A 17,100-nucleotide genomic window follows, 5' to 3' on the forward strand; every position below is an offset into this window, starting at 1 on the left:
TTGCCTGAACGGGCCGGAGAAGGGCGTTCAGGTTCCGTCGAGCGGCAGGACGACCCTGAACGTGGCCCCCTCGCCCGGTTCGGAGTCGGCCTCCACCCGGCCTTCGTGGGCGGCCACCAGCGCGGCGACGATGGCGAGGCCGAGGCCCGCGCCGCCCCCCTCCCGGGAGCGCGCCTCGTCCGCGCGGTAGAAGCGCTCGAACACCCGCTCCGCGTGCTCCGGAGAGAGGCCGGGACCCTGGTCGGCGACCTCGACGGCCGCCGCCGGGGCGTCGCGCAGCGTGCCCGGGGCGAGGCGCACCTCGACCGGTGTGCCTTCGGGGGTGTGCACGATCGCGTTGGTCAGCAGGTTCCCGAGCACCTGGCGCAGCCGCGGCTCGTCCCCCAGCACCTGGTAGGCCAGCCCTCCCTCGACCGATAGATCGATCGTGCGATCGGGTGCGAGAACTCTCGCCTCCTGGACAGAGTCGGCGGCGACGGCGAGCAGGTCCACCGGACGCCGCTCGATCGGGCGCTGCCGGTCCAGGCGCGCGAGCAGCAGCAGGTCCTCGACCAGCAGTCCCATCCGGGACGCGGTCTCCTCGATGCGGCCGATCAGCCGGTCGAGCTCCTCGGGGCTGCGGGCGGCGCCCTGCCGGTAGAACTCGGCGAACCCGCGGATCGCGGTGAGCGGCGTGCGCAGCTCGTGGCTGGCGTCGGCGACGAACCGGCGCATCCGCTCCTCCGACCGCAGCGCGGTCCGCTCCGACCGCCGTGCCCCCGCCTCCGACTCGGCGCGGGCCTGGAACGCCGCCTCGATCTGCGCGAGCATCGCGTTCAGCGACTCGCCGAGGCGCCCCATCTCGGTGCGCGGGTCGGCCCGCGGGACCCGGCGCGACAGGTCGCCGGCCGCGATCGCGCCCGCGGTCTCCTCGACCTCTTCGAGCGGGCGCAGGCTCGCCCGGACGACCCACACGCCGAGGCCGACCAGGCCGGCCAGCACCACCAGCCCCACGATCGCGTCGATCACCATGAGCCGCCGGACGGTCCGGTCGACCTCGTCCAGGCTGAACGCCAGGACGAGGATCGCTCCGCCGCCGCCCGGGATCGGCTGGGCGAGGATCCGCCACGACGAGCCCGAGCCGCCGGTCCCGGAGACCGTGAACGGCTCGTCGATCCGCCCGGACAGGTCGTCGGGGAGGCGCGGATGGCCGGGATCGCTCCACGCCGGGTTCCGCCCGACCGTGCGGCCGTCGGTGGCGCGGACCTGCCCGTACACCTCGCTCGGGATCCGGTAGGTGATCCAGGTCTTCCCGTCCTCCAGCTCGTCCAGCTGCTGGACGACCTGGCTCATCGACCGGCCGACGGCGCCGCGCAGCTGGTCGTCGGCCCGTCCGACCAGGTACTGCCGCAGTACCGACGTCCCCGCCGCGCCCATGACCGTCATCCCGAGGGTGGCCAGGACGAGCATCCCGGCGACCAGCTTGACGCGCAGCGACGTCCGGGCCCATACGCGGGTCAGGACGTACCGCGGCCACCCCGGCGGGCCCTGCCCCCGGGCATGCGGCGGCTCCGGCGGGCCCCCCGGTGGATGAGCGCCGGTGGGGGACGCCGGTACGTGCGCGGACATCAGCCGGGTCTCGCCGGCTCGCGCAGGACGTAGCCCACACCGCGCAGCGTGTGGATGAGGCGCGGCTCGGCGTTGTCGACCTTGCGGCGCAGCGCCGACACGTACGACTCGACGATCCCCGCGTCGCCCCGGAAGTCGTAGTTCCACACGTGGTCGAGGATCTGCGCCTTCGACACGACACGTCCCGCGTTGGCCATGAAGTACCGCAGCAGCTTGAACTCGGTCGGCGAGAGCTGGATCGCGCGCCCGCCCCGCCACACCTCGTGGCTGTCCTCGTCGAGCTCGACGTCGGCGAACACCATCCGCGGCGTCGGCTCGGCCATCCCGCCGCGGAACCGCCGCAGGACGGCGCGGATGCGGGCGATGACCTCCTCAAGGCTGAACGGCTTGGTGACGTAGTCGTCCCCGCCGATCGTCAGCCCCTTGATGCGGTCCTGCACGGCGTCCCGCGCGGTCAGGAACAGCACGGGAGTGTGGTCGCCGCCGGACCGCAGCCGCCGCGCGACGTCGAACCCGTCGATGTCGGGCAGCATCACGTCCAGGACGATCAGGTCCGGGCGGTGGCGCCGCGCCGACTGGACGGCGTCGGCCCCGTTGGTGGCGGTGACCACGTCGAAACCGGTGAAGCGCAGGCTGCCGGCGAGCAGTTCCAGGATGTTCGGTTCGTCCTCGACGACGAGCAGTGTCGCCTCCGCCGCCCTGCCTCCGCCGTTCGCCGTTCGTTCAACCATTCCGTCCACCAATGGCACAGTCCCCCTCCACGATTACGGCAGAGGTTCCCATCTCAACCTGAATGTCCCCTGAATGCTCCCAGAGGATCGGTTGAGCGCGCCGCCCCCTCCTGCCTGCTGCGACGCCCGTGTTCGCGTGGCGGCCGGTCGGCGCTCGTGGTCACCGCACTAGCCGCGGAGGTCCCGGATGGCCCGCATGGCTTCGCGGCGGGCCTCGCCGGACAGGACGTCGAGGTAGACGCCGCCGCCCAGATGGCCGCACTCGTGCTGAAGGCAGCGGGCGAAGTAGCCGGTGCCCTCCACGCGGGCGGGTCTGCCCTTCACGTCCATGCCCTCGACGACGGCGTGCGCGTGGCGGGGCGTCTCGAAGCGCAGGCCGGGGACGGACAGGCAGCCTTCCGGCTCGACCAGCGTCCCGCCGTCGGCGGCCACGAGCCTCGGGTTCACGACGTGCCCGATGTGGCGGCGTCCCTTGTCGTCCTCGCAGTCGTAGACGAACACCTGGAGGCCGACGCCCACCTGGTTGGCGGCCAGCCCGGCGCCGTCCTCCTCGTACATGGTGACGAACATGTCGTCGACGAGGCGTTCCAGCGCGGCGTCGAACGTCCGGACGGGATCGCATTCGGTGCGCAGGACCGGATCTCCGAGGAGCCGGATCGGACGGGTGGTTCCGCGGCGCGTGTGGGTCCTCTTGCTCACCCCGTGGATCCTATAAAAGGCGACACGGTCAAAACGCAACGCGGTGCGCCCGGCCGGGTGGCCGGACGCACCGCGCGACCGCCTGACGTTTCCGGGTCGGAGCTACAGCTCGATCGGGCCGCGGGGCTGCTCCGGCCCGCGGGGCTGCTCCGGCGGGACGGGTGCGCCCGGCTCGTCGGCCGGGGGCTTGGGCTGCTGCTGCGACGGCGCGGCCGGCGCGTCGGCCGCCGGAGCCGGCTGCTCGGGCTTCTTCACGGACGGCAAGCCCTGCGGGGCGGCCGGCGTGGAGGCCGGGGGCTGGGCCTGGGCCGGCTTGGGCGCCGCCGGCATCGGCTTCGCGCCGCCGCCGCTCCCGGACTGCGGACCGGAGGGCGACGCGGGCGCGGACTGCGCGGGCTTGGCCTGCGCGGGCTTGGCCTGCGGACCGGTCTGGCCGGACGGGGGCTGGCCCTGGGCGGGCTGCTGCTTGCGCGGCGCACCCTGCCGGACGGCGTCCTCGACCATCTTCTCCAGCGGGCCCGCCTCGTTCTCGGCGGTCAGCAACCGGTGCAGCGTCTCGCTGATCTCGGTGAGGCGCTGCAGGGCCTGGGTGTGGTTCTTGGTGAGCGAGGTCAGCCGCTGCGTCGCCCCCTCGTTGATCACGCTGGCGCGGCGCTCGGAGGCGGTCAGGGTGCGCTCGGCCTCCAGCCGCGCGCTGCTGACGGTCTGCTCCGCCTCCTGCTGGGCGGCCGACAGCACGCTGTCGGACTCCTTCTGGGCCGAGTTGATCACGTTGTCGGCCTTCTCCTGCGCCTGCGAGAGGTTCTTCTCGGCGTGCGCGCGGGCCTCGTCGATGATCCGCTTGGACTCCATCTCGGCGTCCTTGCGGATCTCGGACCCCTTGGTCTCGGCCTGGGCGACCTTGTCCTGGGCCTCGTCCTCGGCGAGGTTGATGATCTGACGGAGCCGGTCGCTCAGGTCGTCGCCGGTCGGCTTGCGCGCCTCCCGGAGCTCGGCCATCTCGCGGCGGAGGCGTTCGCCGTCGTCCTGGGCGCGGGCGAGCCGGGCCTCGAGTTCGCGGTGCTTCTGCTGGGCGCGGGCGATGAAGTCGTCGACCTGGCGGCGGTTGTAGCCGCGCATGACGATCTCGAAGGACTCTTCTTGGAGGAGGTTCGGCAGGATTTCGGCTTCGTTGCTCATGATGCCTTGGGGGGTCGTTGGCGGGGGTCATCACCCCGTCAGGGTCGGTTGTGACAACATCCTCACCCGCCGGTTGAGCGGGCCCACGTGTGGAAACGTCAGGACGACTCTTGTCCGGTCCACCCCATTCGCGCAACCGGAACGCACTTCTCGCTGCCGTTTCTTCACCCGGGTAGGCCCGACAAACTATCCAATCCTCGCAAACTACGCGGCTCGGGGGTGCCGGACGCCGCCGGGGGCGCCGTCCGGGACGCGGCGGGACGCGTCCTAGCATCGGCGGCATGAGCTACCTGGGATCATTGGGCGAGGACCGGCCGAACATCGACCCCGAGGCGTGGGTGGCGCCCGGCGCGGTCGTCGTCGGCCGGGTGACGCTGGGCCGGGCGTCGAGCGTCTGGTACGGCTCGGTCCTGCGCGGGGACGACGCGGAGATCGTGGTCGGCGACGAGTGCAACATCCAGGATCTCTGCTGCATGCACTCCGACCCGGGGATGCCTGCGGTCCTGGAGGACCGCGTCAGCCTCGGCCACAAGGCGATGGTGCACGGCGCGCACGTCGAGACCGGCTCGCTCATCGGGATCGGTGCGATCGTGCTGAACGGAGCCCGGATCGGCTCCGGGACGCTGATCGCGGCCGGCGCTCTGGTCCCGCCCGGCAAGAAGATCCCCTCCGGCGTGCTCGTCGCCGGGACGCCGGGCAGGATCGTCCGGGAGCTGACCGACGATGACCGGCTCACGCTGGAGCACACGCCCGCGGTGTACGTGGACAAGGCGCGGCGGCACCGCACGGCCGATTGGCGCACACCGTCAAGCTCCGATTGATAATGCTCTGACCTGCACTTATGTGGTGAATACGGCGGTGACGGGCACACTGATCGAGTTCTGCTGACTACGATGACGGTCGTGGTGTGGGGACCGGGCTATGGCAGTGCTCCGCCGCCCAGCCCCCAAATGGGGCAGGATCCGTTCGCGGAGGCAGAGCGGGACACGAGGGCGATGGTGGCGGCCGCGTGGTGGCCGGCCTCGGCGCCGCAGCAGCGCCATCACGCCATCGGCGGGCGCATGCTCGTCCTGCCGGACGGCACCTGGTGGCTGTTCGGCGCGTGGGCCCGCTGGTACCGGCTGCACCCGTCCGACGGCCAGTGGTACCTGTGCCCGCCGCCCCGCACGCCCGCCGTCCGGATGGCGGCGAGGCCGGCGCAGCAGATGGCGGGACGGTTGCCCAACCTGCCGCCGCACGTGATCCCGGCCGGGCCGGACTTCTCCTACGACCCGCCGGCGGGGCTGCCGTTCGTCGGGCACGGCTTCGCGACCGACGTGACCTCGCGCGTGCGGTCGACGGTCGAGTCGGCCGCCGCGCTGCCCACGCCGGAGTACCCGCACTGGTGGTCCGAGTTCTCCAGCGGCACGCCCTCCACGGTCGTCGCCGCGTACGGCGTGATGCTGTGGTGCGCGGGCGCGCCCGCGTTCGACTCGCGGCTCGACCCGCAGATGCTCGACCTGTGGAAGCCCTACCGCGCCAAACCGCTCCCGGAGGTGGACGGCCCGCGCTGGCTCACCCCGCCCGCCCTGGAGACGCTGGTCGGGCTCTACGCGGAACGGCTGCGGGCGAGCCGGGTGGACGCGGCGGTCGTCATCCTGCGCACGATGTGGGCCGTGGCCAGCGCACTGCGCGAGGACGTCCGGTACCAGGCGCGGGCGGACGCGCTGCTCGCCATCCTGGGCCCCACGCTCGCGAACCCGACCGTCGACTATGGGGCGCTGCCGTACGGCGACCAGGCGATCGTCCAGCAGTGGCTTACCCGCTGCCCGGCGAACCTGGTCCCCGCGCTGAGGAACGAGAGCTCGCCAGGGGACAACTTCCGGCACGCCTTCTACACGCTCAGCGAGCTGATAGCCGACCTCTCCGGGGACCCCGCCGAGCCGGCCTACGTCGAGCCCCGCCTGGTGGCCGCCGCGTTGCTCGCCGCCGACCTGGACGTCGTCCGCAAGGACATGGTGGGCACGATCGTCCCTTGGCTGGACCCGGAGATCCGCTACACGGTGCAGGCGGTGTCGGAGCAGCAGGGCCACCCGCTGCGCCGGCTGTGGCCGCAGGACCTGCGCCTTCCCGAGCCGCTGCGGTCCGCGGCCGGGTCCGGCTCGGGCGCGGAGTCGCTGCTCGCCGCGATGTACGAGGTGGACCTGGCCTGGTGCCGGCTCGGCGGGATGCCCGCGCGTCCCCGCGGCTTCCCCGTCCCGACGGCGATCATCGCCGGGATCATCGGCCGCAACCGCGCCCGCGCGACGACGGTCACCTCCACGAGCACGCCGGCGCCCGATCCGGAGCACTCGCAGCCGTCCCCGGTCGGCATGCAGAGCCAGCCGGGGATCGCCCCCGGCACGCCGCCGCCCGCGCAGGGGCAGCCGTCCGAGCCCGACCGCCCCTTCGTCCAGCCGCCCGCGCACCAGGAATGGGAGAACGAGCAGCCCGGTCCCGGCGGGCAGGCGCACGGGCAGGGGCCCGGCCAGGGGCAGCAGGCCGCGTTCGCCGCGCCCGCGCCCCCGGCCGCCGAGGAGGACGGGGACGACGGCGATATCGCGCCGCCCTACACCGAACTCGGATTCCAGCGTCAGGGGGCCGCCCAGCCTGCCCCGGTGCAGAGCCCGGCGCCCATGCAGAGCGGTGCTCCGCCGCCGCCCCAGCCGCCCGCGCCCATGCAGAGCCCGGCGCCTATGCAGAGCCCCTCACCACCGCAGCCGGCGCCCGCACAACCGTCGCCGCCCCAGCCCTCGTCTCCGCAGCCGGCGCCCGAGCAGCAGGCCGCCGCGTCCCCGCAGCTCGGCGGCTTCTCCCCGCCCGAGGAGGAGCAGGACGACAACTTCGTCCCGCCGTACACCCAGCTCGGCTACCAGCCGGCGGGCGCCCCGCCTCCGCAGCACGGGCCTCCCCAGCACGGGCACCCGCAGAACCCGGTGCAGCCTCCGGAACCGCAGCAGCGGCAACCACCGCAGCAGCAGCAACAGCCGCCGGCGCCCGCGGCGTTCGACCCGTACTCCACCCGCGTGGAGGACCAGGGCGCGTCCGGGACGCCGATGCAGCAGCCTCCGGCCCAGCAGGGGCCGCCCGGAACGCGCATCCTCGGGCTTGGCGAACTGGAGGACGACCTCGGGGACGTCCCCGGCGACGGCATGGCCCAGCCCCCGGCCGGTGGCCCGGGGACGAAGGTCATGTCCAAGACGATGGTCGGCGACTTCGACTTCCTGGACGACACGCCCTCGCCGGAGCAGCCCGTCCACGAGATCCCGCCGCCCCAGGACCGCAGCACGCGCCGCGTCCTGGAGCGGTTCGGCTTCGGCTTCGTGTACGGGGACCACGACGTGAACCCGCTCCTGGCCGACGTGCGCAAGCAGGCCCAGGAGTGGAACGCGCCCGCCGGCGGCGACATCGAGCAGACCAGGGTGGACGGCGCGCCCAGCTCGATCGGCTCGGGGCTGCCCGGCGTGCTGCTGGTGGGCGGCCCGCACTCGGGGCAGCGCCGGCTGGCCCGGATGCTCGCGCTGACGCTCGCGAACGCCGGCATCGGCGACGGGACGATCCGCGCGCACAACGCGGAGGACGTCCGCGACGCGCCCTCGGAGCGGATCGGGCAGATCCTCGCCCAGCCGGGCCCCGTGATCCTGTTCGAGCGGCTGGACGCGGCGATCGACGGCGCGCCCGAGCCCGCGGCGGTCGTCGGCGCGGTCCGCCGGGCCCGCCGCGACCCGGTGATCACGGCGCCGGTGATCGCGACCTGCGAGCCGCACGCCTACAAGCGCCTCCTCCAGGAGCATCCGAAGCTCGTCCAGGCCTTCCGCGTCCACCGGCTGCCCGACTTCAGCGACCTCGACAACCGGATGACGCTGCTGCACCTGCTGGCCGACGAGCGGCGGGTCACCATCGGCGCGTCGGCGCTGGAGGTCGTCCGGGAGGACCTGAACCGCCTGCGCGGGCCGGGCGACCTGGTCAACGCGCGGCTCGTCGAGGCCTACCTGGACCAGGCGGCCCAGCGGAACATGGAACGGGCCGGGGCGTCGCACGACCGGCTCGTGCTGACCCCGGACGACCTCGCGGGCGTCGCGGAGGGGATCGAGCCCGCGCTGCGCCCGGCCGGCGACATCGACGGCTACCTGCACCAGCTCGACCAGCTCACGGGGCTGGACGACGTCAAGGCGGCCGTGCACGAGATGGCCGACCAGGCGGGACTCGCGGCCGACCGCGCCCGGTACGGGGTGGGCGGCGGCGACACGCACCATCTGATCTTCGTGGGGCCGCCCGGCACCGGCAAGACGACCGTGGCCGGCCTCGTCGGCGGCATCTACGCGGCGCTCGGGCTGCTCGGCTCCGGGCACGTGGTGGCCTGCCGTCCCGTCCACCTGGCGGGCCGCGACCGGCTGGACACCGAGCGCCGGGTCGCGGGCATGGTCGAGCAGGCGCTCGGCGGGGTGCTGCTCGTGCAGGAGGCGCACCTGCTCGACCGGAGCCCGGCCGTGGTCGCCGAGCTGCTGCGCAGCATGAACCGGAGCGGGGCCCGGCTCATGGTCGTCTGCTCCGGCGGGCAGGCCGAGATGGAGGGCTTCATCGCGGGCAACCCCGCGTTCCGCGCCGAGTTCGGCCGGGTCCTGGAGTTCACCGGGATGGGCGACCGCGACATGGTCCAGCTCTTCCAGAGCTACGCCGAGCGCGACCTCTACATGCTGGACGAGGAACTGCGCGTCGAACTGCTGAGCCGGTTCGAGCGGCTGCGCGGCGACCCGCAGTTCGCCTACGCCCGGACGGTCCGCGCGCTGTTCGAGCAGACGGTGGCCCGGCAGGCCGCCCGGCTCGCGGGCGCCGACGTCAACGCCGCGACCGTGGCCCGGCTGACGGCCCGGGACCTGCCCGAGACGCCGCTGGAGCAGATGCTCGGCGGCTTCCGCCCCGGGCAGTGAGACCCCTCGGCCCGCCCGTCCGGCGGTCCGCCGAACCGGACACAGGTATCAGATGGGCATCACCCGGGAAGGCTAGGAAGGCAACCAGGGTGACCGAGCCTTTCCCATCTGGCCCCTTCCGGGGCGCGTGACCTGCGAGGACACGTCCGATGGCGGGAGTGGTCACCGTCAGGGCGCCCGGATGGCCGGGACCGGGTGGCCCTCGAATGGCCCGCTTGGGTCATGTGCCCGACGGGGCCGGACGCGTAGCCTCGACTTCGGGTGTGGGGAACGAACGGAGGTGGACGCGGTGCGCCAGAATCTTGATCTGCGCGTCCACGACCGTGTTGCGCTGGACGAGATCGAACTCTATGCCGAGATGCTCAGCGCGGTGGCGGCGGCGGAGCGTCCGCTCACCATCGCGGAGATCGACATGGTGCTCGGGGTGCGGTCCGGCGAAGCCGGTCGTCGCGAGCTGACTCCACAGGACTAGGCGGGTCCGGGGACGCCCCGGGCCGGCCGCGGACGCAGCCCGCAATGTGCCGGGGACGCCGATCGAGGCGTCCCCGGTCCGTTTTTTTCGGACCGCGGGCACGACGGCCCTGGGCTGGGCCGCTGTAACGAATCTCACGCGTGTTCCGCGTCGCCGTCCAGGTGAACGCCCCCGTACGTCCGAGGCCGCGCCACGCCGGGCAACACGGGCATGCCCGGCAGGTATGCACCTGGTGATCTGGGGCAATCCTGTAGGTGAGAGGATGGCGGACACCAGCCAAAGCTGGGGCAAAGGTTCTTTTTACGGCTGGTTGCGCCTACGATCCTCTGCGGACTGTTCCGGCACTTCAGGAGAACGACGTGCGCTTGCGTCTCACGCCGCGTGAGGACAGCTTTTACGACATGTTCGCCGACTCGGCGAACAACCTGGTCACCGGCGCCAGGCTGCTCGTGGAGCTCATCAGCGACGGCACGGATCGGGCAGCGATCGCCGAGAAGATGCGCGCCTGCGAACACGCAGGTGACGAATGCACTCACGCGATCATGCGCCGGCTGAACGAAACCTTCATCACGCCCTTCGACCGCGAGGACATCTACCGGCTGGCCTCGACGATCGACGACGTGATGGACGAGATGGAAGAGGCAGCCGACCTCGTCGTCCTCTACGAGATCGACGAGTTCCCCAAAGGCATCGTCGCCATGGTGGAGGTACTGGAACGCGCGGCCGAACTGACCGCCGAGGCGATGCCGCGGCTGCGCTCGATGAAGGAGCTCAACGAGTACTGGATCGAGATCAACCGGCTTGAGAACCAGGGCGACCAGGTCTACCGCAAGCTGCTGGCCCAGCTGTTCAGCGGCGAGTACGACACCCTGACGGTGCTGAAGCTGAAGGAGGTCATCGACCGGCTGGAGGGCGCGGCGGACGCGTTCGAGCACGTCGCCAACACGGTCGAGACGATCGCGGTCAAGGAATCATGAGCGCGCAGGACGATCCGCCCGAATCCGGCGGCCCCGCCGACCCCGCCAAGGGCGGGACGGTCGGGGCGGTACTCACCAAGGAGTCCGAGCCGCCCGGCGCCGACCCGACGCTCTCCGAGCAGGTCCGCCGGGGCCCGGTCCGGTTCTGGCCCGTCCTCGCGCTGGGCCTGCTCGCCGTGGTGCTCGCCGGGGCGTTCGGGCTGCGCCAGGACCAGCAGACCGCCGTCCTGATCCTGGTCGTGGTCATCGCCCTGGGCTTCGACTACACCAACGGCTTCCACGACGCCGCCAACGCCATCGCCACATCGGTGTCGACCCGCGCGCTCACACCGCGGGCGGCGCTGCTGATGGCGGCCGTCATGAACCTGATCGGCGCGCTGCTCGGCGTCGAGGTCGCCAAGACCGTCAGCGAGGTCATCACCCCGCCCACCGGGCTGCACGGCCTCACCGTGGTCGCGGCCGGCGTGCTGGGCGCGATCACCTGGAACATGATCACGTGGTACTTCGGGCTGCCGTCCTCGTCCTCGCACGCCCTGATCGGCGGCGTGGTGGGGGCCGGGGTCGCGTCGGCGTCCTCGGTGAGCTGGAGCACCGTGGTGGACAAGGTCGCGATCCCGATGGTGATCTCGCCGGTCGCCGGGTTCGGGCTCGCCTACATGGTGATGATCGCCATCCTGTGGATCTTCCGCAACGCCAACCCGGGACGGGTCGGACGCCGGTTCCGGATCGCGCAGTCGCTGTCGGCGGCGTCGATGGCGCTGGGCCACGGCCTCCAGGACGCGCAGAAGACGATGGGGATCATCGTCCTGGCCCTGGTCACCACCGGGCACTCCGACGGCCAGGACGTCCCGCTGTGGGTCATCATCTCGTGTGCGGGGGCCCTGGCCCTCGGCACCTACGCGGGCGGCTGGCGGATCATGCGGACGCTCGGCCGCAAGGTGATCGAACTGGACCCGCCGAAGGGCTTCGCCGCCGAATCGACGGCCTCGGCGATCCTGTACGCCACCGCCTACATCTGGCACGCTCCAATCTCCACCACGCACACGATCACGTCCTGCATCATGGGCGTCGGCGCGACCAAGCGGCTCTCCGCGGTCCGCTGGGGCGTCGCGGGCAACATCGTCACGGCGTGGGTCCTCACGATGCCGATGGCCGCGGCGGTGGCCGCCGTCGTCTACTTCATCGTCCACCTCTTCGGCGCCTGACCACGGGGGCCTGACCACGGGGGCCTGACCACGGGGGACGGCCTGCCCTCCCGTGCGGGGCGGCAGGCCGTTCCACGTGCGGGGCCACTGGCCGGAGACGCGGTCGAGGGGCGGGGGCGCAGTGGCGCCCTGCGCCTTGAAGTAGGCGACAGGTGTCGTGCGCCGTGACTCGGCGTTAGAGTGATGATCATGGGTGAGCTGCGGGGGCGCGGGACGCTGGACGGCGGCGAGATCGCTGAGGTGTCCGAGCTGGCAGAGGCGGCGGCGGACGCCGACGGGGTCGGGCCCCTCTCCGAGCACGCGGTGCTCGCGCTCCGCGGAGGCCGCACCGGGCCGGCGATCTCCGACGGCGGGATCGTCGCGTACGCGCACCTCGACCCGGCGGCCGGCGAGGAGCCCGCGGCCGGGGAACTGGTCGTCCACCCGAAGCACCGCCGCCGGGGCCACGGACGCGCGCTGCTGCGCGCACTCCGCGCCGAGGCCGGCGGCCCCCTCCGGGTGTGGGCCCACGGCGATCTTCCCGCAGCGGCGGCGCTGGCCGCCTCCGAGGGCATGGCCCGCGTCCGCGTCCTGCTCCAGATGCGCCGCCCGGCGGCGGCCCCGCCGCCGGAGACGCCGGCCGCGCCGGGCGTGTCGCTCCGCACCTTCGAGCCGGGCCGGGACGAGCGGGCGTGGCTCGACGTGAACTCCCGCGCGTTCGCCGACCACCCCGAGCAGGGCGCCTGGACCATCGAGGACGTCCGCGACCGGGAGCGCGAGGACTGGTTCGACCCGTCCGGCTTCTTCCTCGCCGAGCGGGACGGACGCCTCGCCGGCTTCCACTGGACCAAGATCCACCCAGGCGGCGTCGGCGAGGTCTACGTGGTGGGTGTCGCGCCCGACGCCCAGGGCCTCGGCCTCGGCCGCACCCTCACGCTGAGGGGGCTGCACCACCTGCGCGACGCGGGCGTCGATCAGATCATGCTCTACGTGGACGAATCCAACACCGCCGCCGTCCGCCTCTACGAGTCCTTGGGCTTCACCCGCCACGCCGTGGACGTCATGTACGAGACCGGCGCGTCCTAGCAGCGCCTTCGCTCCCGCATGACCCGGTTTCGACCGGGTCTTTGACGTGCTGAGCTGCGTTGTTAACCCGGTGTACACGGCAAATCGGGGCATTCTTCGCGGGCGTGGCCATCCTCGTTCATCTGCCGTTCACCTGGATCAGGGCGGCTGGTCACCTCGCCTGCTTAGCGTCGCTGTCGACGGTGACCCCGGCGCCTGGCGGAGCGGGCCAGGACCGGCCCCGGGGGCCCGCACACGAATCCAAGAGGAGACCCTCCGGTGAAGAACGGTTCCCGACTTGCCGCGCTGAGCGGCGTTATCGTCGCAGGGGCGCTGGCCCTCTCCGCCTGCGGGAGCGACGAAAACCCGACGGTGGGCGCCAGTAGCGCGCCGACGGCGGACATCGACTGCGCCACGGGCAACATCAACGCTGCCGGTTCCAGCGCCCAGAAGAACGCGGTCGAGGAGTGGATCAAGATCTACGCCAGCCAGTGCGCCGGCGCGAACCTCAACTACAACCCGACCGGCTCGGGGGCCGGCATCCAGGCGTTCAACGAGGGCCAGGTGGCGTTCGCGGGTTCGGACTCGGCGCTGGACGACGAGGAGAAGACCGCGGCGAAGCAGCGGTGCCAGGGCGGCAACGCGCTCAACCTGCCGATGGTCGTCGGCCCGGTCGCCGTCGTCTACAACGTCCCCGGCGCGGACGACCTGAAGCTCTCCCCGGAGACGATCGCGAACATCTTCTCCGGCAAGGTCAAGAACTGGAACGATCCGGCGATCGCCAAGGAGAACGAGGGCGCGAACCTGCCGTCCTCGCCGATCAAGCCGATCTACCGCGCCGACGAGTCCGGCACCACGGACAACTTCACGGACTACCTGAACACCGTCGCGCCGGACATCTGGACGTGGGAGGCCGACAAGAAGTGGCCGAACTCCACCGGCCAGGGCGCCAACAAGTCCGACGGCGTGACGACGCAGGTGAAGAACACCGAGGGCGCGATCTCCTACGTGGAGATGTCCTACGCCGAGAACAACAAGCTGCAGACCGCGCACGTCAAGAACGGTGCCGGCGAGTACACGGAGCTCTCGCCGGAGAGCGCCTCCAAGGCCGTCGCCGGGGCGAAGGTCGTCGGCACCGGCAACGACGTGGAGCTGGAGATCGACTACGCGACCAAGGAGGCGGGTGCCTACCCGATCGTCCTGGTCACCTACGAGATCGCCTGTGAGAAGGGGCTTCCCGAGGAGCAGGCCAAGTTCGTCAAGTCCTTCCTCACCTACACCTCCAGCGCCGACGGGCAGAAGATCCTGACCGAGGCCGGGTACGCACCGATCCCGCAGGCCGTTCTGACCAAGGTCCAGGCGTCCGTGAAGGCACTGTCCTGACGGCCGACAAGGACACCAGCAGCCCCGCCGCCGAGCACATCGGCGGCGGGGCCGCCCTGGGTTCGGACGACGTGATCCAAGGGGGTCTCTCCATGACCAGCAGCACCGGCGTCGAGGCGCACGCCGGAACACGCGACAGCGCCATCGGCCCGCCGAAGAGCACCGGGCGGACCGGGGACCGGCTGTTCGCCGGCGCGGCCCGGGGCTCCAGCCTCACGGTGCTGGCGATCGTGGCCGCGATCGCCGCCTTCCTCGTCTGGAAGGCGATCCCGGCCCTCCAGGACAACGAGGCGAGCTTCCTCACCAGCCAGGAGTGGAATCCCAACGCGTCCCCGCCGCGCTTCGGCATCGCGCAGCTGGCCTTCGGCACCGTGATGTCGTCGCTGCTGGCGATGATCATCGCGACACCCGTCGCGATCGGGATCGCGCTGTTCATCTCGTTCTACTCGCCCCGGCGCCTGGCGTCCGGGCTCGGCTACATCGTCGACCTGCTCGCCGCGGTCCCCAGCATCGTCTACGGGCTCTGGGGCCTGATCTTCCTCTCCCAGCACATGGGCACCATCAGCAGCGCGCTCAACGCGGTGTTCGGCTGGATCCCGCTGTTCGGCGGCAGCCCCGGCAAGAACTCGATCTTCACCGCCGGGGTGGTGCTGGCCATCATGATCCTGCCGATCATCTCGTCCATCTCGCGGGAGGTGTTCCTCCAGGTCCCCCAGGCCAACGTGGAGGCGTCCCTGGCGCTCGGCGCCACCCGCTGGGAGATGATCCGGATGTCGGTGCTGCCGTACGGGCGGTCCGGCATGATCGGCGCCTCGATGCTCGGCCTCGGCCGCGCGATGGGCGAGACGATCGCCGTCGCCATGGTGCTGACCTTCGTCCCCGGCATCAACTGGCAGCTCCTGGAGAACGGCGGCGCGACGTTCGCCGCGAACATCGCCAACAGCTTCGCCGAGGCGACCGTCACCGGCCGCGGCGCCCTGATCGCCTCCGGCCTCGTCCTCTTCGTGATCACCCTGGTCGTCAACATGGCCGCCCGCGCGGTCGTCGCGCGCAGGAAGGAGTTCGTGTGACCACGGTCTCCGCCCGCAAGGGCACGCCGCCGCCTCCCAGCCTCTCCTCGATCTCGCTTGGCCGGAAGGTCAAGGACCGGGGGGTCCAGGCGCTGGTCTACCTGGCGTTCGCGCTGGCCGTCATTCCGCTGGTGTCGGTGCTGTGGACGGTCGTCGTGAACGGCATCGAGCGGCTCGACGCCTCGTTCTTCCAGTACTCGATGAACGCGGTCAGCGGCAGCGACGTGGGCGGCGGCGCCTACCACGCGATCATCGGGACCCTGATGCAGGTCGCGATCTGCAGCCTGATCGCCGTCCCGCTGTCCATCATGACCGCGATCTACCTGGTGGAGTACGCCGGGAACGGGCGGCTCGGCAAGATCATCAGCTTCACGGTGGACGTCATGATGGGCATCCCGTCCATCGTGGCGGGCCTGTTCGTCCTGGCGCTGTGGCTGCTGACCCTCGGGTTCGACTACTCGGGGTTCGCCGGCGCGCTGGCGCTGACGATCCTGATGATCCCGACCGTGACGCGGTCGGCCGAGGAGATGCTCAAGCTCGTCCCGAACGACCTGCGCGAGGCGTCCTACGCCCTCGGTGTGCCGCGCTGGCGGACGATCTGCTCCGTCGTGCTGCCGACCGCGCTGACCGGGATGGTGACCGGCGTGATGCTGGCCGTCGCCCGCGTCATGGGCGAGACCGCGCCGCTGCTGCTCACGATCTTCTTCACCAAGGCGATCAACAACGACCCGTTCAACGGACCGCAGGCGTCACTGCCCACCTTCATCTGGGAGCAGGCCGCCGACCCCAGCCAGAACTCGATCGACCGCGCCTGGACGGGCGCCCTCGTCCTGATCGGGATCATCATGCTGCTCAACCTGGTCGCCCGGCTCATCGCCCGGCGCGCCGCGGCGAAGAGCCGCTGACAGAAAGGAAGCCTTTCCTCATGGCCAAGCGCATCGAGGTCTCCGGGCTGCACGCCTACTACGGCGGCGTCCACGCCATCGAGGACATCTCGATGACGGTCGAGCCGCGGTCGGTGACGGCGTTCATCGGACCGTCCGGCTGCGGCAAGTCCACGTTCCTCCGCACGCTCAACCGGATGCACGAGGTCATCCCGGGCGCCCGCGTCGAAGGCAAGGTCATGCTGGACGACGAGGACCTGTACGACCCGTCCGTCGACCCGGTCGCGGTCCGCCGCGTCGTCGGCATGGTCTTCCAGCGGCCCAACCCGTTCCCCACGATGTCCATCTACGACAACGTGGCGGCCGGTCTGAAGCTGAACGGCGTGCGCCGCAAGAGCCAGCTGGACGACGTCGTCGAGGAGTCCCTGCAGGGCGCCAACCTGTGGAACGAGGTCAAGGACCGGCTGAGCAAGCCCGGCGCGGGCCTGTCCGGCGGGCAGCAGCAGCGGCTCTGCATCGCCCGTGCCATCGCCGTCCAGCCGCAGGTCCTCCTGATGGACGAGCCCTGCTCGGCGCTCGACCCGATCTCCACCCTCGCCATCGAGGACCTCATCGAGAAGCTGAAGACGCAGTACACGATCGTCATCGTCACGCACAACATGCAGCAGGCCGCCCGCGTCAGCGACCGCACCGCGTTCTTCACCATCGCCGGAACCGGCAAGCCCGGCAAGCTCATCGAGATCGACGACACCAGCAAGATCTTCACCAACCCCGAGGAGAAGGCCACCGAGGACTACATCACCGGCCGCTTCGGGTAGCGGTGTTTGCTTGCAGTGCCCTTGGCGGTCGGGCCCTGGAGGGCCCTTCCTTCGGCGGGCACTGCGTGTGATCGCTGCATC

The 17,100-nt window shown here is 71.6% G+C and carries 14 protein-coding genes; 10 read left to right on the plus strand and 4 right to left on the minus strand.

The window, feature by feature from the left end:
* Nucleotides 1-27: 27 nt before the first annotated feature.
* The 4 genes from E1281_RS06270 to E1281_RS06285 all read right to left on the minus strand — a co-directional run bounded on the left by E1281_RS06270 (nucleotide 28) and on the right by E1281_RS06285 (nucleotide 4,217).
* A complete protein-coding gene (locus tag E1281_RS06270) occupies nucleotides 28-1,608 on the minus strand; it encodes a HAMP domain-containing sensor histidine kinase (RefSeq protein WP_131876186.1) in 1,581 nt (526 codons plus the stop codon).
* Nucleotides 1,608-2,339 carry a response regulator transcription factor gene (locus E1281_RS06275; protein ID WP_131876187.1) on the minus strand — a complete coding sequence of 244 codons (732 nt, stop codon included), beginning with the start codon at nucleotides 2,337-2,339 and terminating at the stop codon, nucleotides 1,608-1,610. The genes E1281_RS06270 and E1281_RS06275 overlap by 1 nt, the downstream gene beginning before the upstream one ends.
* Before the next feature lie 168 nt (nucleotides 2,340-2,507).
* Nucleotides 2,508-3,038 (minus strand): peptide deformylase, encoded by a 531-nt coding sequence (gene def / locus E1281_RS06280; RefSeq protein ID WP_131876188.1) that lies wholly within the window; start codon nucleotides 3,036-3,038, stop codon nucleotides 2,508-2,510.
* Nucleotides 3,039-3,140: 102 nt separating this feature from the next.
* Nucleotides 3,141-4,217, minus strand: a complete 1,077-nt coding sequence (locus tag E1281_RS06285; protein ID WP_131876189.1) for a DivIVA domain-containing protein — start codon at nucleotides 4,215-4,217, stop codon at nucleotides 3,141-3,143.
* A gap of 281 nt (nucleotides 4,218-4,498) precedes the next feature.
* On the opposite strand from E1281_RS06285, the gene E1281_RS06290 reads away from it, so the two are divergent.
* The 10 genes from E1281_RS06290 (at nucleotide 4,499) to pstB (ending at nucleotide 17,019) form a co-directional block, all read left to right on the plus strand.
* Nucleotides 4,499-5,038 carry a gamma carbonic anhydrase family protein gene (locus tag E1281_RS06290; RefSeq protein ID WP_131876190.1) on the plus strand — a complete coding sequence of 180 codons (540 nt, stop codon included), beginning with the start codon at nucleotides 4,499-4,501 and terminating at the stop codon, nucleotides 5,036-5,038.
* Between the two features lie 72 nt (nucleotides 5,039-5,110).
* Complete coding sequence (locus E1281_RS42535) at nucleotides 5,111-9,166, plus strand: AAA family ATPase (protein ID WP_131876191.1); 4,056 nt, start codon at nucleotides 5,111-5,113, stop codon at nucleotides 9,164-9,166.
* A gap of 280 nt (nucleotides 9,167-9,446) precedes the next feature.
* The gene (locus E1281_RS06300; RefSeq protein ID WP_347813270.1) at nucleotides 9,447-9,638 is read left to right on the plus strand and encodes a hypothetical protein; all 192 of its coding nucleotides are present in this window, start codon (nucleotides 9,447-9,449) and stop codon (nucleotides 9,636-9,638) included.
* A gap of 359 nt (nucleotides 9,639-9,997) precedes the next feature.
* A complete protein-coding gene (locus E1281_RS06305) occupies nucleotides 9,998-10,615 on the plus strand; it encodes a DUF47 family protein (protein ID WP_131876192.1) in 618 nt (205 codons plus the stop codon).
* Nucleotides 10,612-11,820: an inorganic phosphate transporter gene (locus tag E1281_RS06310; protein ID WP_243716650.1), complete on the plus strand. Its 1,209-nt coding sequence runs from the start codon at nucleotides 10,612-10,614 to the stop codon at nucleotides 11,818-11,820. Before E1281_RS06305 ends, E1281_RS06310 begins: the two co-directional genes overlap by 4 nt.
* Nucleotides 11,821-12,009: 189 nt before the next feature.
* A complete protein-coding gene (gene mshD / locus E1281_RS06315) occupies nucleotides 12,010-12,885 on the plus strand; it encodes a mycothiol synthase (protein WP_207943132.1) in 876 nt (291 codons plus the stop codon).
* Between the two features lie 351 nt (nucleotides 12,886-13,236).
* Entirely contained in the window at nucleotides 13,237-14,247 is a 1,011-nt protein-coding gene (gene pstS, locus E1281_RS06320) for a phosphate ABC transporter substrate-binding protein PstS (RefSeq protein ID WP_243716651.1), read from the plus strand.
* Nucleotides 14,248-14,339: 92 nt separating this feature from the next.
* Nucleotides 14,340-15,317 (plus strand): phosphate ABC transporter permease subunit PstC, encoded by a 978-nt coding sequence (gene pstC / locus E1281_RS06325; protein ID WP_131876195.1) that lies wholly within the window; start codon nucleotides 14,340-14,342, stop codon nucleotides 15,315-15,317.
* On the plus strand, nucleotides 15,314-16,222 hold the full coding sequence (gene pstA / locus E1281_RS06330) for a phosphate ABC transporter permease PstA (protein ID WP_131876196.1): 909 nt from the start codon (nucleotides 15,314-15,316) through the stop codon (nucleotides 16,220-16,222). The genes pstC and pstA overlap by 4 nt, the downstream gene beginning before the upstream one ends.
* A gap of 20 nt (nucleotides 16,223-16,242) precedes the next feature.
* On the plus strand, nucleotides 16,243-17,019 hold the full coding sequence (gene pstB / locus E1281_RS06335) for a phosphate ABC transporter ATP-binding protein PstB (protein WP_131876197.1): 777 nt from the start codon (nucleotides 16,243-16,245) through the stop codon (nucleotides 17,017-17,019).
* Nucleotides 17,020-17,100: the final 81 nt, after the last annotated feature.

This window comes from Actinomadura sp. KC345 (genome assembly GCF_004348515.1).
In the GTDB taxonomy this organism is placed as follows: Bacteria; Actinomycetota; Actinomycetes; order Streptosporangiales; family Streptosporangiaceae; genus Spirillospora.

Excerpts from the sequence above, each read along its gene's own strand:
- E1281_RS06275 (WP_131876187.1), bottom strand. The coding sequence starts at position 2,339 with ATGGTTGAACGAACGGCGAACGGCGGAGGCAGGGCGGCGGAGGCGACA.
- mshD (WP_207943132.1), top strand. The coding sequence starts at position 12,010 with ATGGGTGAGCTGCGGGGGCGCGGGACGCTGGACGGCGGCGAGATCGCT.
- pstC (WP_131876195.1), top strand. The coding sequence starts at position 14,340 with ATGACCAGCAGCACCGGCGTCGAGGCGCACGCCGGAACACGCGACAGC.
- E1281_RS06290 (WP_131876190.1), top strand. The coding sequence starts at position 4,499 with ATGAGCTACCTGGGATCATTGGGCGAGGACCGGCCGAACATCGACCCC.
- pstB (WP_131876197.1), top strand. The coding sequence starts at position 16,243 with ATGGCCAAGCGCATCGAGGTCTCCGGGCTGCACGCCTACTACGGCGGC.
- E1281_RS42535 (WP_131876191.1), top strand. The coding sequence starts at position 5,111 with ATGACGGTCGTGGTGTGGGGACCGGGCTATGGCAGTGCTCCGCCGCCC.
- E1281_RS06310 (WP_243716650.1), top strand. The coding sequence starts at position 10,612 with ATGAGCGCGCAGGACGATCCGCCCGAATCCGGCGGCCCCGCCGACCCC.
- E1281_RS06270 (WP_131876186.1), bottom strand. The coding sequence starts at position 1,608 with ATGTCCGCGCACGTACCGGCGTCCCCCACCGGCGCTCATCCACCGGGG.
- E1281_RS06285 (WP_131876189.1), bottom strand. The coding sequence starts at position 4,217 with ATGAGCAACGAAGCCGAAATCCTGCCGAACCTCCTCCAAGAAGAGTCC.